Here is a 15,574-nt window from a genome sequence, read left to right as displayed (position 1 = left end):
CAGGAGGTTGCGATGTTGAGCGAGACCCAGAGAGCCGCGCTGGCCGCCCGGCTGCGCAAAGGACGCGGCACCACCGCGATTCCGCGGCGCAGTCCCGATCTCACCGAGTTGCCGCTGTCGTACGGCCAGGAGCAACTCTGGTTCATCGACCAGTTCGCCCCCGGCCTGCCGACCTACAACATCGCCAGCAGCCTCCGGATCACCGGCCCCCTCGACGCCGACGCGCTCGGCCGGGCCGTCGACGCGGTGGTCGCCAGGCACGAGACGTTGCGCACCCGCCTGGTCTCCAGCGAGGGGCGGCCGGTGCAGGTCGTCGACCCGCCGGAGCCGACGGTGTGGACCGTGCTCGACCTGTCCGGGGCGGCCCCCGCCGAGCGCGAGGCGCGCTTCGCCGAGGAGGCGGTCGCCTACGGGCTGCTGCCGTTCGACCTGGCCAAGGGGCCGCTGTTCCGGATCCGGCTGGTCAGGCTGGACGAGCGGGAGCACGCCCTGCTGACCAATGTCCACCACAGCGTCTTCGACGGCTGGTCGTCCGCGGTGTTCTTCCGTGAGCTCGCCGAGTGCTACGACGCGGAGGTCGAGGGCCGGCGGGCCGACCTGCCGGAGATGCCGATCCAGTTCGCCGACTACGCGATCTGGGAGCGCGACCGGCTGGAGGGCGGCGGCATCGACGAGCTGGTCTCCTACTGGAGCGAGAACCTGCGCGGCGTCGGGTCGGTGCAGATGCCCACCGACCGGCCCCGGCCGGTGCTCCAGTCGTTCGACGGCGACGTGGCCCGGCTGCCGATGGGCGCCGACGTCCTGGACGGGCTGCGCGCGCTGGCCCGCGGCGAGGGCACGACCATGTTCGTCACGCTGCTGACCGTGCTCCAGGTGCTGCTGCACCGCTACAGCGGCCAGGACGACATCGTCGTCGGTACGGCGAGCGCCAACCGGGGCCGGCCGGAACTCGCGCCGCTGATCGGCTACCTGGTGAACACGTTGCCGATCCGCACCGACGCGTCCGGCGACCCGACCTTCCTCGAACTGCTGGCCCGGGTCAAGGAGACGACGCTCGCCGCGTACGCGCACCAGGACCTGCCGTTCCCCAAGCTGGTCGAGGCGCTCAGGGTGGAGCGTGACGCCAGCCGGGCGCCGCTGTTCCAGATCGGCTTCACCATCGGGGAGGACCCCGAGGGGCCGATCACGGCCGGCGGCGCCGTCATGCGGCCGGAGGCGGTCGACGCGCCGACGGCCAAGTTCGACCTCAACTTCTTCATGCAGGCGCACGACGACCTCGTTGTGGAGATCGCGTACGCGACCGCGTTGTTCGAGGCGGCGACCGTACGCCGTCTGCTGGAGTCGTTGCGGGTGCTGATGGCCGGTGTGGTCGCCGATCCGGCGCGGCGGTTGTCGCAGCTCCCCGTCATGACCGAGGAGGACCTGCACCGCGAGCTGGTCGAGTGGAACTCCAACACGATGGAGTTCCCGACGATGTGCCTGCACGAGCTGTTCGAGGCGCAGGTCGCCCGGGTGCCCGACGCGCCGGCCGCCATCATGGGCGACGAGGTGCTGAGCTACGCCGAGCTGAACGCCCGCGCCAACCGGGCCGCCCGGCACCTGCGTGAGCTCGGCGTGGAGCCGGAGACGCTGGTCGGCGTGCACATGCGGCCGTCGCTGGAACGGCTCGTGGGCATTCTCGGCATCCTCAAGTCCGGTGGCGCCTACGTTCCGCTCGACCCCGAGTATCCGCAGGACCGGCTGCGCTTCATGCTCGAGGACGCGGCGGTCACCGTGGTGCTCGCCGACGCCGACGGCGAGGAGCCCATGCGCGAGCTGGGCGCCACGGCCGTCGTGCCGGAGCGTGACTGGCCGCTCGACGCCGACGCCGACGGCGCGGCCGACCTCGGCGTGCCCGTCCAGCCGTCCGACGCGGCGTACGCGATCTACACGTCGGGCTCCACCGGCCGCCCCAAGGGGGTCATCGTCGAGCACCGCAACGTGGTCAACTTCGTGCAGGGCATGGTGGCGCACTGGCCGCTGACCGAACACGACCGGTTCCTGCAGTTCGCGTCGCTCAACTTCGACGTGTCCGCGATGGACATGTTCCTCGCGGTGTGCTCCGGCGGTGCGGCCGTGTTCGGGGACCGGCAGACCCTGCTGTCCCCACCCCGGCTGGCCGAGCTGATGCGCCGGCACCGGGTGACGTTCGCCTGTCTCCCGCCGGCGGTGCTCAACCTGCTGACCGGCGAGGAGTTCCCCGACCAGCGGGTGCTGATCTCCGCGGGCGAGGAGCTCTCCTCCGAGCTCGTACGCACGTGGCTGCGGCCCGGACTGCGCATGTGCAACGGGTACGGCCCGACCGAGGTCACCATCGGCGCCACCATGATGGAGCTGCGGCCGGACGACATCTCGCCGCCGCCGATCGGCATGCCCAAGCCGAACTACCTGGCCTATGTCCTCGACACGCACCTGAACCCTGTGTCGGTCGGCGTCGCGGGGGAGCTGCACCTCGGCGGACCCGGGGTGGCGCGCGGCTACCTCAACCGTCCGGAGCTGACCGCCGAGAAGTTCGTCGAGGACCCGTTCGCGGAGGTGCCCGGCGCCCGGATGTACAAGACCGGCGACCTGGTACGGCGGCGCCCCGACGGCAACATCGTGTTCCTGGGCCGTATCGACGGGCAGGTCAAGATCCGTGGCCTGCGGGTCGAGCTCGGCGAGATCGAGACGGCGATGGCGGCGCACGAGGCGGTGGCGCAGGCCGTGGTGGTGGTCCGCGACGACCCCGCCGGCGACAAGCAGCTCGTCGGATACGCCCGGCTCCATCCGGACGGAGCCGGGGTGAGCGTGGCCGACCTGCGCCAGCACCTGTCCCAGCGGCTGCCCGCCTACATGGTGCCGGCGCACATCATGATGCTGGAGGAGTTCCCGCTCAACGCCAGCGGCAAGGTCGACCGTGCCGCGCTGCCCGAGCCCGACGCCGCCGGAACGGCCACCGCCTTCGTCGCCCCGCGCACGCTCATCGAGACCGTGGTCGCCGACATGTACGCCACACTGCTCAAGGTCGAGCAGGTCAGCGTCGAGGACAGCTTCTTCGACCTCGGCGGCAACTCGCTGCAGGCGATGCGCCTGATCGCCAAACTGCGCACCGAACTGGCGGTGGACGCCGACGTCACCGCCATCTTCCTCGCCCCGACCCCGGGCCAGTTGACCGTGCTGCTGCGGGACAAGTTCGGCCTGGAGGACGTCGAACTGGGCGAGGACGGGCTGGCCGGCCTGGAGGGGCTGGAGTAGCCGGGACGCGGGCAGGGGAGAGGAGTCCGAATGCTGACCGACGCGCAACGCGCCGCCCTGGCCGCCCGGCTGCGCCAGGGCCGCCGGAACGGGCCCGCAACGCCGGCCGCGGGCCCGGTCGTCGATCTCGCCACGAGCGGGACGACGCCGGCGTTCCTGCTGCACGCTGTAGGCGGGTCGGTGTTCGAGTACGCCGCCCTCGTCCGCGAACTCGCCACCGCGTTCCGCCTCTACGGTGTGGAGGCGGCCGGGCTGCGGCCGGGCGCCCGGCCCGGGACGTCGCTGGCCGAGATGGCGGGCCGGTACGCCGACGCCGTACGGGCGGCCCAGCGGGCCGGGCCGTACCGGCTCATCGGGTGGTCGATGGGCGGTGTCCTGGCGTTCGAGACCGCCCGGAGGCTCGAAGACGACGGCGCGGACGTCGGGCTGGTGGTGCTCATCGACGCCCCCTATCGCACCGTCCCGTCGTACGCCGAGCACGAGGAGGGCCTCGCCGCGCTGTTCGCCGCCGAGGTCATGCCGGATGGCCGCGGGGCGGCCGCGGACCCCGGCGAGCCGGTCGAGGTGCAGCTCGACCGGCTCGCCGATGCCCTGACCGCGGACGGCGACGACCGCGCCGTGGTGCGTGAGGAGCTCGACCGCCGGTATGCCGTCTTCGTCGCGCACATCTCCGCGCTCGCGGGCTACCAGCCGGCCGCGCCGGTCGGTGCCGACGCCGTCCTGGTCGGTGCCGCCGACACCCCCGACTCGGTGCCCGAATGGGCGGGGATGTTCCGCGGTCGGGTGCGCACCCTGTACACCGGGGCAGGGCACCACGCCTGCCTGCGCCCCCCGGCCGTCACCGAGATCGCCCGGCTCGTCCGCTCCGCCGAGGCGGAGTGGGGACGCCCCGTCGACGTCTTTGGAGGATGAGATGCCCGCCGGTCACCGTGGAAGCTGGTTCGTCGCCGACGGCGAAGGTGCGGACGACCTGCCCCGCGTCTACTGCTTCGCCCACGCGGGCGGCAACGTCCGGACGTTCCTGCGCTGGCAGGCGGAGCTGGACGGGGCGGCGCGGGTCACCGGCGTGGTCATGCCGGGCCGCGCACACCGGTATGAGGAGCCGCCACCCGCAGACGTCGGCGAGTACGCCGACGGCGCCGCCGCGGCGATCACCGAGGCGAGCGCGGGGCGGCCGTTCGTCCTGTTCGGGCACAGCCTGGGCGCGCTGGTGGCCTTCGAGGTGGCCCGGCGCCTGGCCGGGGCGGCCGAGCTGCGGCATCTCGTCGCGTCCGCAGCGTCGGCGCCGTCCCTGCTGCCGTCGGCCCGGGTCGTCGAGGCCGCCGCGCTGGAGGGGCGCGCGTTCGCCGAGGCCGCCGGATTCTTCGGCGGTCTCCCGCCGGAGATCCTGGCCAACGAGGAGCTGCACCACCTGCTGCTGCCGGTGATGCAGGCCGACTTCCGCCTGGTGGCGCGGTACCGCTACCGTCCCGCCGCCCCGTTACCGGTGGGCATCTCGCTGCTCAACGGGCTCGACGACCCGCACATCAAGGCGGCCGGTCTCGGTCCGTGGGATGTGGAATCCGTACAGCCGGTGCGTCGGCTTTGGTCGCCGGGCGGTCACTTCTACTTCGAGAACCGCCCCCGGGCGGTCACCGACGTCCTGCGGGAGCTGGTCGCCCGGGAGGTCGCCGCGCCGGTCTCGCCCGGCCACTCCGAGCTGATGATCTGACCGGTGTCGCGCCGGTCAGATCATCAGCGCGGCGGCGCTGACGACCGGCTCGCACCGGACCGGAAAGGCGACCGATTTGGCGATGTAGCAGTTCCGGTGCGCTTCGGCGTGCAGCCGGACGGCCTCCTCGGTCATGGCGGAATCGGCCACCGTGACCTGCGGGCGCAACACGACCTCGGTGAAGTGTCCCCCGTCGGCATGGGCGGTCATGTCGCCGGTCGCCCGGTCGAGGTAGGAGGTGACGACGACACCCGCGCGGGCGCACAGGAACAGGTACCACAGCAGATGGCACTGCGACAGCGACGCGACGAGGAGCTGTTCGGGGTTCCATCGGGCCGGGTCGCCGCCGAACGCGGGGTCGGAGCTGCCCGTGATGACGTCCGGGCCGTCGGCCGCGATCTCGACGTCGGGGCTGTAGTCGCGGGGGCCGCTGGTGCCGGTGCCGTGATCGCCGGTCCAGGTCACGATCGTCTCGTAGGTGTGCGGTCGCGCCACAGGTGGTCAACCTCCCCGGCCCGGTGAAGATCTTCGGCTCATCATCGCACGTCGCCCGGTGTCGCGGACCGGAATCCTCGGCTGATCGAGAGATCCCCGGTCGGATGGGATACGGAGTGGTGGGGGTGTCAGGGATTCGAACCCTGAACCCGCGGATTCGAGTCCGCTTTGGTCCTGGCCCGGTATGCCCGCGTCGCCATCTGGGCGCCGCACGTGCGGGCGTCGCAGTACACCGCGGCCTGGTTGCGCGAGCGGTCGTAGTAGCCGAGCCCGCAGGGCGGGTTGCGGCACGCCTTCACCCGGCTCCAGGTCCCGCGCAGGGCCAGCTCCGCGGCGGCCGCGAGCACCCGGGCGAAGGCGCCCGCGGCGCCTCCGGCGGCCGGGTGCAATGCGGCGTCGAAGGCGCCGACGACGGGACGGACCGGGTGCAGCTCTCCGAAGCGCCGCAGGCGGTCGATGTCCTCGTCGCGGACCGGGGCGCCGGCGTGCGAGAGCAGGACGCCGATCAGAGCCTCGCGCAGCTCGCGTGCCGCCGCGAGGTCGGCCGCGGTGACGCGGACGCCGGAGTCCACCGGCCCGGTGGCGACCAGCCAGGCGCGGAAGGACTCGGTGTCCGCCAGGCGCTCCCGTTCACCCCGCAGCGCCCGGGTGTTGACGAAGGCCAGCACCATCTCGGCGGCCGGGGAGGGCGTCAGCGGGCTGCCGCTCGGCGCCGCGCCGGTCACGGTGGTCACGGTGGCAGCCTACGGGGCTCGACGGCGGGGCGGCGCTGTGCCGACGGCACTGGACATGTCATGAGCAAAATCATTACGGTAATGACGCCTGGTGCGAGTTTCCGGCATCGACAGGAGGTTCCGTGGCATCGTTTCCCCACTTCACCGTGGCCCGGCGGGTCACCCTCGTCACCGGCGCGGCGCGCGGTCTGGGCCGCGCGATCACACGATCGTGACGCGTCGCGCAGACGGCGGGCACGGTACGCCCGACCCGGTCACCAAGAACGGCTACGAGCTGGAGTTCGAGGACGTCTTCGACGGCGATCGCCTCGACGAGAACCGATGGGTGCCCCGCTATCTGCCCCAGTGGGCCGGCGGAGCGGCATCCCTCGCCCGCCATCGGGTCGGCGGCGGCGTACTGCGACTCCTGATCGAGGAGGACCAGCCGCCGTGGTGTCCCGAGGTGGAGGGGGAGCTCCGCGTCTCCTCCCTGCAGACCGGTGTCTTCGCCGGACCCGTGGGCAGCGGCATCGGGCAGCACGGGCGGCGGCCCGGCATGGTCGTCCGCGAGGCGCAGGCCGACGTCAGGCTCTACACCCCCCGGTACGGCCTGATCGAGATGCGGGCCAAGGCGACCGACGACCCCCGCGCCATGGTCGCGCTGTGGATGATCGGCTACGAGGACGAGCCGGAACGCTCGGCCGAGATCTGCGTCTGCGAGATCTTCGGCCGGGACGTCCGGCCGGACGGCGCGCGCATCGGCATGGGCCTGCATCCCTTCGGCGACCCGGACATCACCGACGAATTCACCGTGGAATCCGTGCCCATCGACGCTCGCGACTTCCACGTGTACGCGGCCGAGTGGACACCTGAGCGGGTGACCTTCCTCATCGACGGTGAGCGCGTCAGGACCGTTCACCAGTCGCCGCGCTACCCGATGCAGCTCATGCTCGGCATCTACGAGTTCCCCCGCACGGGTCCGGGGCCGGCCCGCGAGCGGCCGTATCCAAGGGAGTTCACGATCGACTATGTCCGGGGCTACCGTCCCGCGGCCGGGTGCGACGGCCCGTCCGAACGCACGAATGGGCGGGCCGGCACCGGCCTGACAAAGCATTACTAGCGGCCGAGGCCGGCGTCGCGGGCTCGGAGATCACCTCACCATCGGCGACCGCGGTGATCGCGCGACCGATCTCGGGCTGGTTCGCCCCATTCAACAGGTAGCCGCGCGCCCCGGCCCGCATCGCGGCGAACAGGGTGGCGTCCTCCTCGGACATCGTCGGTCACCAGGTGAGTCCGCCGACATAGGTGTCGCCCCGCCAGACGACCTTGTGGGGGAAGGCACCGGCGCCCGTCGGGGTGAGGCCGACGCGGAGCAGCTCGTGGTTCTTGCCCCCACACGGTCTGTTGCCTGCCCCTGAATCGTTCTCGTTGTCCTTGCCGACCAGGAGATGCCGGCCGGATCGGTCCAGCGCCATCGACACGATCTCGCCGCAGCTCAGGGTGAGCACTGTGGCCGCCATCCGGTCCCCCTCGTAGAGGAGCAGCTCGGACGGCTGCTCGTAGCTGCCCTGGCGCACCCGCAGGGTCCGCCCGTCCGGCAGCGGATGAGGGAGAGTGTGGCTGCCGTTGTCGCGGGGCGCCCGGACAAGCATCGCCGCTGTCGGCGGGTCCGGCGCGGGCAGCCGCACGTCAAGGGCGCCCTCCCAGGCTTTCACCAACTCCGGCTTCGGCGGATACGTGACCCCGGTGAAGTGGATGTCGTCGGGAAGTACCAGAGTCTGGGCGTCCCTCCAATAGAACCCGTACGCGGCCGCCCGCCATTCGACGTTGGGGCCGAGGACGCCGACGTAGGTGGTCCGGTTGTGATCGCGGTCCTCGGTCCGGCGGCTGTAGGCGATGCGCCCCTCGGGCGACACCGCGATCCGGTCGACGCTCCCGTTCAGCCGGCCCGACAGCGCCTTGCCCAGCTTCGCCTGGCCGTCGGCGTCCACCGTCAGGCGGTGGACGCGCGAAACGAAGCCGCGTGGCGACCAGGTGTCCTGGCCCTGCCGCAGGATCACGCTCACTACGTACTCACCCGGCTCCCGGGTGGCGGCCACTGCCGTGATCTGGGTCACGCGCCTGCCGAGGTACGGCATGTACTCATGGGCGACGCGGCCCGTATCCAGGTTCACCGTCTCCAGATAGCCGCCGGCGAGCAGCGCGTACCGGGGGGTGCCGTCGTCCGAGACCGGTGGCGCCGCCAGTCGCTCCGGCAGAATCCGTACGGCCTGCACGACGAGCGCGATCACCCCGAGCGCCACGACCAGCCGCAGCACGGATCCCCGGTCCGGGCGCGCGCGCGTCCCGGCGACGCCCGCGAACAGGATCATCGTCAGTGGCGAGACCGCCCAGGCCAGGACCACCGGCAGAGCCCGGAACGGCGCCGGATCCGGCAGACAGCCGGGCGGCGGCTCCGCCGGCGGGCTGAGCACCTCCGCGGCGACCGCCAGTGCCTCGGGCAACGCGACGAGCCCGAATCCGAGAGCCGCGGCCATCAGGTGGACGCGGGCATTGTCGCGCCTGGCCACGAACAGGGCGATCATCGCCAGGAGGAACGGCCCCGCCAGATACAGCACGCCCGCGGCCGCCTCGGCCACTTCGGCGGCCGTGCGGCGGACGGGACCCACCGGGTGCAGGATCGGTGGCCCGACACACGTGACTCGCCGCGGGGGCGTCAGCACCTCCCAGATGATCGCCCATAACGCGTACGAGGCCGCCAGCCACCACCAGAACACCGGATGACGCCGCCGCGGCCCGAGAGTCGACACGGAGAGCACGGCGGCCCGCCCTTCTACGCATCATCCCGAATGATCAAGAACCCTACCGGGCCGGACAAGCAGCGCGTGCGGCTTCAATCGGGCACAGCAGGTTCCGCGCATCAAAGGTGAACAACGCTCGGGCGCACGTCGGCGCGGCCGTGGGCCAGGATGCGCCGCAATGCGTTCCGGAACTCCTCGATCGCTTCATCGTCCGCCTTGAGGACCGCTTCGATCTCGGGTCTGGCAGGCCCAGCGCGTCCAGATGGTGGAGGTCCAGGACGATCTCGGGCGGACAGCGATGTGAGGTGCCGCAGCTTCCCCATCGGTAGCTGGTGGAGCAGCCCCGCGAGGAGGACCCGGTCGTACGGCGTGAACGGGGCCGAAGCCCAGCGACAAAGGCGGCGCCAGCCTGTACGGCACGATCGCGTAAGGCAGCACGGCCGTTGATGGACGGGTCGAGCGTGAACAGGTCGGCAAATGCGTCGGTAACCGGGGTGTTTTTCATGGCGCTGACATTGCGTCGACGCGGCGAAATGTTGCAGGAATTAGACCAGAAAAGCATGAGTCTTTCAGGCGTTGACTTCACTTTGTTTGAACATGGCGGATTTCTCTTCGCGCTAAGTGTGGCTGGTGGTGATTTCCGTTTCAGGAGTCGGATCGGATCACCACGTGCGTGTTGCGCTTGGCGATATTCAGTACGCCTTCTGGGATGTTCGCGACGCCGGCGGGGTAGACCTCGACCCACAGATCAGACAGTGACGATTGGGCGTGCCGCCAGGCCGTCACGCGCTCCGCGACCACTGCGGCGAGTTCGTCGCTGTCGGGGCCGTACGCGCACACCCCCAGCTCGATGAGATCGTCAGTGCCGGATGGGCGTTGTAGCAGGTAGGCGAAGCTGTTGCCGGTGACCACTGCCATGCTGCCCCAGGGGTAGATCGGCCTGACCAGCCCGCGCTCCAACGCCGGCGCCGTCGCGATCATCCGGCAGAATCCATCCAAGTGTGACAACCACAGGTCGACGTGCTTGGCGTTGCGGGTGATCGCGCCCGTCCACCGCACAGTCGGCGGGTGCTTGAGGGCGGTGCCGAGCGCCTCCGGATCGGCCTCCCGGCCCTCATCGGTGCGAATGAAGACGCCGGAGTCGTCTCCGAGCTGGACGTTTCTCTCGGCGACACCGCCGAGGCCGCGGATCGGCATGAACCCGCACTCGAACATTGACCTGCTGCGCCACCGATCGCCCTCCCACTGCAGCGCGATGGAGCGGGTCAGGCCGCGCATGCGCAGCGGCACCACCAGCACGCCGCCCGGTGCGAGCTGCTCTTGCCACGCGTGAGGCAGGTCCCAGGCCCCGGCTGTGACGATGATCCGATCGAAGGGCGCGGACGTGACGTCGCCGAGGTCGCCGTCCCCGCACACTACTCTCACCGTGTCGTATCCGGTGGCTGCCAGGTTTTCCGCTGCCTCCCGCGCGATCTGCGCATCGATATCGATGCTGGTCACCGTCCCCGCCGGCCCGGTCATGTGGGCGAGTAGTGCGGCGTTGTATCCGGTTCCTGCGCCGATCTCCAGGATGCGATGGCCTGGCTGGACGTCCAGCTGTTGCAGCATGGCCGCGACGATGCCTGCCTCTGACGCGGAGCTGGTGGCTACCCCTTGCTCATCCCGATGGGTGACCACCGACTCGCCGGTGTAGGCCCGCTGAAAATAGGCCGGTGGAATGAATAGATGCCGAGGAACGCGACGCATCGCGTTCTCAACTCGCGCGTCTGTGATGACCCCGGACTCGCGCAGCCGATCAGCCATCGCGTTGCGGAGTTCGAGGGCAATAGGCGTATCGATGTCCATAATCGCAGACTACGCCTTAATGGCACGGCGCGCTGGAAGAATAATTGAAATCGGTCTACTTGTTTGGTTGTCCAGATCTGAAATCTATACTTCACCTTCCCGCATGCTTTCGCCCGTAAGGTCGAACGGAAACAAATGTCTATTTCGGGGCTGGAGTGCTTGGTCTGACAGGCCTCCGGGACCAACCTCGGGTGGGACGGCAGGTCCGGGGACCTCATGCTGGAGGGCTGCCAGAGAGCAGGAGGGCCAGTTGGTAAGCAAGGGCACGTCGCTCTCGCTTACTTCGCCGCGGACGTCGATATGCCCTGCCGTGCAGCCCGCCGTATCCAGTCGATGCCCTCCACAGGACGCAGGTGGAACTGGGATGCTCTTCACGCCTCGGGCGATTGGGTGACGGGAACCACAACCCGTGAGATCGACAGGTCGATCGTCCGGCGTGACGGCAGCATCCTGGTTGAGGTGGCCGGGTCGTCGCCTGTTCCCAGGTTCCGTTCCCAGCGCGGATGCGACCCGCCCGCGATGACCAGCCGAATCCGGCTGTTCCGCGCGAACCGGTGCGCTACGGCGTCGAGCTCCATACGAATCAGGCCCTGGGGTGCTGAAGGGTCGAGTCGGACGAACCCGTCGCTGACGTTGCGTGAGCGGCCTTGGGCATCTACTTCCGACACGCGAACGAACAGGTCGGCGAAGGGGTTGTCGGAGCTGTGGCCCAGTTCCACGACTGGGCTGCCGACAACCTCGAGCTCCGTGGTCAACGGGCTTGACGTGAATGCCAGCACATCGGAACGCGAGGCGAGCGCGCTGTCATCCGTGTAGCCCGCGGTCACTCCCGGGGATACTTGCGTGACGAACGCGCCACCGTACGTGGGAGTCGGCTGGGCGGGATCGTACGTGAACTCGCTCACTTCTCCCACGTCGGCCGGTTGAGCGGCCAGGAGTTCGCCGGAGCGGGGATACAGGATCTGCTCGACCGTCGCCGGCGGCCAGGCCGGAAGGTCGCGCCACCCCTCGTCAGGGCCGCTGAGGAACACCTTGACCGGCGTGGCGCGGTGCCGGTCGCTTGATCTGGCCAGATGCTCGTCGAACCAAGCGAGGGTTTCGGGAAGCAGGACGCGGGCACCCTCGGCGCCCCCCTGAGCATGCGTCCACGGGCCCATGGTGAGTCCGACATGGACGCCCCGCTCGGCCAGCCGCGCGTATCCCGTCAGCGTCTGGCGAAGAAAGCCATCCTGCCAGCCGCCCTGAATCAACACGGGGACGTGCACCCGATCCAGTGCTTCCGTCAGGTCGGCGCGCTTCCACCATGGGTCGCCCAGATCCCGCCGACTGACCCACTCGCGGTACCAGGGCGCCTTCCCGTCCATCAGCTTCTCGGCGGCGTCGGCCAGCGGAAGCGCTGCCAGGGCCTTCTTGATACGGCCCCGGGAAGAGAGAACCGCAAAGATGCGAGACGGGATTGGCTGCTCCTGCTTGGTCGTGGCGAACGCCCATTCGAACACGGTGCTGAGCAAAAACGCCCCGCCGGTGTAGACGAATGCGCCGAAGTTGTGCGGCGCGCACGCGATGACCGCGGTGGCCAGCTCTGGAGGCGAATCCATCAGCAACGCCCACGCGGCGAAGCCGACAGATGAAAAGCCGTGCGTGGCGAAGCGCCCGTCGAACCACGGCTGCTCGCGCATCCAAGCGACGACGTCGGCCGCATCGTCGGCTTCCCGCATGTGCGGTTCGAAGGTTCCCCCCGATCCGAACGTGCCCCGCCATCGGACCAGCACGACCCGATAACCGCGGCAGGCGAACATTCCGCCGGTTATGGCCGACCCCATCACGTTGTAGCCGTAAGGGGAGCTGACGAGAATCGTTCCCGACGCCGGTCCCTTCGGCTCCAAGAGATCCGCCAACAGTTCGACGCCGTCTCTCATCGGGATCCGCACGTTGTGGGTCACGCTGTAGTCGCTCGTCGAAGCGGGCAGCCGAGCGTACTTCGTCCACAGCAGGTCGGCGAGCCGTTGCCCGAGCGTCCGATCCTTGGCTCGTTGGTGCATCTCTCTCCCCTGCATCACAACACGTGCCTGCCGATGCGCGTCTCCCGTCGCCCGCATCGGCCCGCGGACGCTCGACCCGGGTCCCATCTGCCGCCGAGTGGCGTCCCTTGTGCGCCGTCTGCCAGACAGTAACACGAACTTTCAATAAATACTGAAAATTCGTGTTACCGCGGTACCCTTGTGACGAGATGACTGAAGGGAGCGCCGTGCGCGAAGACGAGATGGACGAGCTCGGCAAATTCGTCGAGCGCTTCGCCTCCACCCTCGCTGATGCCGGCTTCCCGCGCCTCGCCGCCCGCGTCTTCGCGACGCTCCTGGCCAGCGAGAGCGGGCGGATGACCGCGGCCGAACTCGCGGAATGGCTGCACGCCAGCACCGGCGGGGTCTCGGGCGCCGTCCGTTACCTGGTCCAGATCCGCCTTATCCGCACAGAACGGGACCCGGGAACGCGCCGCCACGCCTATGTCGTGGACGGCGCGTGGTACGAGTCCACGTTCCTCGCGAACCCGTTCCTCGAAAGAGGCGAGGCCGACCTGCGAGAAGGCATCGCCATCCTGGGTGACTCACCAGCGGCCGACCGGCTGAACGAGACGCTCGAGCTCATCCAGTTCCTCAGGGACGAGACCCGCGCGATGATGCGCCGCTGGCATGAGCGCAAGGCGGCACCGCGAACACGGTGAACCGCGTTGAAGATCGACAACGGACGAAATGTCGGCGAGAGATGACAGCGCCCGTTCCACCGTGATCAAGCGAAAGCGGGCGCTGGACGGTCTTCAGCCGACGTGCGCCTCGGCACGTGCCTTGGTTTGTGTGAGCCGGTAGGACTGGGTGCCGGTCTCGAGGATGTCGCCAACGAAGGTCAGCCGGTGCCGCCGGGCGAAATCAGGCCGGTCTCGTACGCGACCACCACGGCTTGGACACGGTCGCGCAGGCCCAGTTTGGACAGGATGCTGGCGACGTGGGTCTTCACCGTGGCCACGCTCAGGGTCAGCCGGTCGGCGAGTTCCGCGTTGCTCAGGCCGGTGGCGAGCAGGCGCAGCACGTCCAGTTCGCGAGGCGTCAGCTCAGCCAGATCGCGGTGGAGGGTGGGCCGCACGTTGTCGCGGCGGGCGAAACGCTCGACCAGGCGGCGAGTGATGGTGGGCGCGAGCAGGGCGTCGCCGGAGCGCACCAGGCGTACCGCGGCCACCAGGTGCTCGGGTGAGACGTCCTTGAGCAGGAACCCGCTCGCCCCCGCGGCGAGCGCGGCGTACACGTAGTGGTCGAGGTCGTAGGTGGTCAGGATCAGCACGCGGGTGTCCTCGGCGCCGCCCGCGAGGATCCGCCGGGTGGCTTCGAGGCCGTCCATCTGCGGCATCCGGATGTCCATGAGCACGACGTCGGGCCTGGTACGGCGGACCGCGGCGATGGCTTCGTCCCCGTTGGCGGCCTCGGCCGCCACGTCGATGCCGTCGGCGGCGAGGATCATGCGGAATCCCGTGCGTACCAGCGCCTGGTCGTCGGCGATGACGGCGCGCAACCGCTCGGTCATGTCGTCCTCCACGGGACGCGGGCCTTGATCCGGAATCCGCCCCCGGCCGTCCGCTCCGCGTCCAGAGTCCCGCCGTAGACGGCGAGTCGCTCACGCAACCCGATCAGCCCCCTGCCGCCGCCGGGCCGCGGGCCGGCGCCCCGCGCCCCGCCGGTGTCGGTCACCTCGATCTCCAGCCAGTCGCCGTCATGACCGATCGTCACGAACGCGGCGGCCCCGGCCGCGTGCTTGATCGTGTTGGTGAGGGCCTCCTGCACGACGCGGTAGGCGGCGAGCTCGACCCCGGGAGGCAGCGGCCCGGGCGGCGACACCTCGACGCTCACCGGCACGCCGGCGGCCCGGACCCGGTCCACCAGGGCGTCGAGCCGGTCGAGCCCGGGTTGGGGTTCTAACCCGTCGGACGGCCCGTCGAGACGCTCGCCGCCCGGGCCGGCGAGCAGGCCCATGACATGGCGCAGTTCGGCCATGGCGGCCCGGCCGCCGGACTCGATCGCGAGCAGGGCCTGCTTCGACTGCTCCGGCTCCACGTCCATGACCTTGCGGGCCGCGCCGGCCTGGATCACCATCACGCTGACATTGTGGGTCACCACATCGTGGAGTTCGGCGGCGATCCGGGAGCGCTCCTCCGCGACGGCCCTGAGCATGGCGTTCGCCTGCGCCTGCTGCAGCTCGGCGAGCCGATGCCGGCTGGCTCCCAGCCGTCGCCGCCAGAAACGGACGAAGCTCCCGAAGACGCCGACGCCCAGCAGGACGACGAACGGGCCCATCCAATTCGGCAGCGCGGGCGCGACGTCGCGGAAGGCGCCGCTGGCGAGTACGGCCGCGAGCACGAGGCCACCCATCGCCAGGAACCGGTTGCGGCTGTGGGCGACGGCCCCGTACGCGGCGATGGCACAGGTCAGCACGGTGATCCAGGTGGCAGCGGCGTGTGTGGCCAGCGCCGCGGCCAGCACCACCCAGAAGGTGATGAGCGGGTAGCGGCGCCGCGCCGCCAGCGGCAACGCCGTCAGCGCGACAAGGAACGCGGGCGGATCGTAGGGCAGGGGCTGGGCCGGCGCGTCGCCTGGGGACAAGCCGTCGGACAGGACGTGAGGAGGTGGTAGGGAGCCGATCGGGGGAACGGGAACCGGCGGTGTGGGCGGGGACGGCGGTGTGTGCGGGGA

12 protein-coding genes are annotated in these 15,574 nt (G+C 70.2%); 5 read left to right on the top strand and 7 right to left on the bottom strand.

The window, feature by feature from the left end:
* Positions 1–12 precede the first annotated feature (12 nt).
* From IMZ11_RS31705 to IMZ11_RS31695, 3 genes are read left to right on the top strand one after another with little or no spacing between them, the layout of a single operon-like run.
* The gene (locus IMZ11_RS31705) at positions 13–3,273 is read left to right on the top strand and encodes a non-ribosomal peptide synthetase (RefSeq protein WP_228646095.1); all 3,261 of its coding nucleotides are present in this window, start codon (positions 13–15) and stop codon (positions 3,271–3,273) included.
* Positions 3,274–3,303: 30 nt separating this feature from the next.
* Positions 3,304–4,185: an alpha/beta fold hydrolase gene (locus tag IMZ11_RS31700; protein WP_228646094.1), complete on the top strand. Its 882-nt coding sequence runs from the start codon at positions 3,304–3,306 to the stop codon at positions 4,183–4,185.
* 1 nt (position 4,186) lies between these two features.
* A complete protein-coding gene (locus IMZ11_RS31695) occupies positions 4,187–4,984 on the top strand; it encodes a thioesterase II family protein (protein ID WP_228646093.1) in 798 nt (265 codons plus the stop codon).
* A 15-nt stretch (positions 4,985–4,999) separates the two neighbouring features.
* Here the strand turns inward: IMZ11_RS31695 and IMZ11_RS31690 are convergent, their stop codons facing one another.
* Together IMZ11_RS31690 and IMZ11_RS31685 are read right to left on the bottom strand one after the other, a co-directional pair.
* Complete coding sequence (locus IMZ11_RS31690) at positions 5,000–5,479, bottom strand: OsmC family protein (RefSeq protein ID WP_228646092.1); 480 nt, start codon at positions 5,477–5,479, stop codon at positions 5,000–5,002.
* 128 nt (positions 5,480–5,607) lie between these two features.
* Entirely contained in the window at positions 5,608–6,213 is a 606-nt protein-coding gene (locus tag IMZ11_RS31685) for an ABATE domain-containing protein (protein WP_228646091.1), read from the bottom strand.
* A 211-nt stretch (positions 6,214–6,424) separates the two neighbouring features.
* On the opposite strand from IMZ11_RS31685, the gene IMZ11_RS31680 reads away from it, so the two are divergent.
* Positions 6,425–7,312, top strand: a complete 888-nt coding sequence (locus IMZ11_RS31680; protein WP_228646090.1) for a glycoside hydrolase family 16 protein — start codon at positions 6,425–6,427, stop codon at positions 7,310–7,312.
* A gap of 160 nt (positions 7,313–7,472) precedes the next feature.
* Here the strand turns inward: IMZ11_RS31680 and IMZ11_RS31675 are convergent, their stop codons facing one another.
* From IMZ11_RS31675 to IMZ11_RS31665, 3 genes are all read right to left on the bottom strand, one after another.
* Positions 7,473–8,861: a hypothetical protein gene (locus IMZ11_RS31675; protein ID WP_228646089.1), complete on the bottom strand. Its 1,389-nt coding sequence runs from the start codon at positions 8,859–8,861 to the stop codon at positions 7,473–7,475.
* A gap of 777 nt (positions 8,862–9,638) precedes the next feature.
* Positions 9,639–10,838: a methyltransferase, FxLD system gene (fxlM, locus tag IMZ11_RS31670; protein ID WP_228646088.1), complete on the bottom strand. Its 1,200-nt coding sequence runs from the start codon at positions 10,836–10,838 to the stop codon at positions 9,639–9,641.
* A 371-nt stretch (positions 10,839–11,209) separates the two neighbouring features.
* A complete protein-coding gene (locus IMZ11_RS31665; protein ID WP_228646087.1) occupies positions 11,210–12,880 on the bottom strand; it encodes a CocE/NonD family hydrolase in 1,671 nt (556 codons plus the stop codon).
* A gap of 206 nt (positions 12,881–13,086) precedes the next feature.
* On the opposite strand from IMZ11_RS31665, the gene IMZ11_RS31660 reads away from it, so the two are divergent.
* The gene (locus tag IMZ11_RS31660) at positions 13,087–13,560 is read left to right on the top strand and encodes a GbsR/MarR family transcriptional regulator (protein ID WP_228646086.1); all 474 of its coding nucleotides are present in this window, start codon (positions 13,087–13,089) and stop codon (positions 13,558–13,560) included.
* A gap of 179 nt (positions 13,561–13,739) precedes the next feature.
* Here the strand turns inward: IMZ11_RS31660 and IMZ11_RS31655 are convergent, their stop codons facing one another.
* Both IMZ11_RS31655 and IMZ11_RS31650 read right to left on the bottom strand, forming a co-directional pair.
* On the bottom strand, positions 13,740–14,411 hold the full coding sequence (locus IMZ11_RS31655) for a response regulator transcription factor (RefSeq protein WP_061252764.1): 672 nt from the start codon (positions 14,409–14,411) through the stop codon (positions 13,740–13,742).
* Positions 14,408–15,574: sensor histidine kinase (locus IMZ11_RS31650; protein WP_228646085.1), on the bottom strand; the 1,167-nt coding region annotated here is incomplete at its 5' end. The genes IMZ11_RS31655 and IMZ11_RS31650, both read right to left, overlap by 4 nt.

Source organism: Microtetraspora sp. AC03309 (assembly GCF_020826795.1).
GTDB lineage: Bacteria > Actinomycetota > Actinomycetes > Streptosporangiales > Streptosporangiaceae > Microtetraspora > Microtetraspora glauca.
The sequence above is the reverse complement of the archived record's forward strand: the minus strand, read 5'-3'. Positions and strand labels throughout refer to the sequence as shown.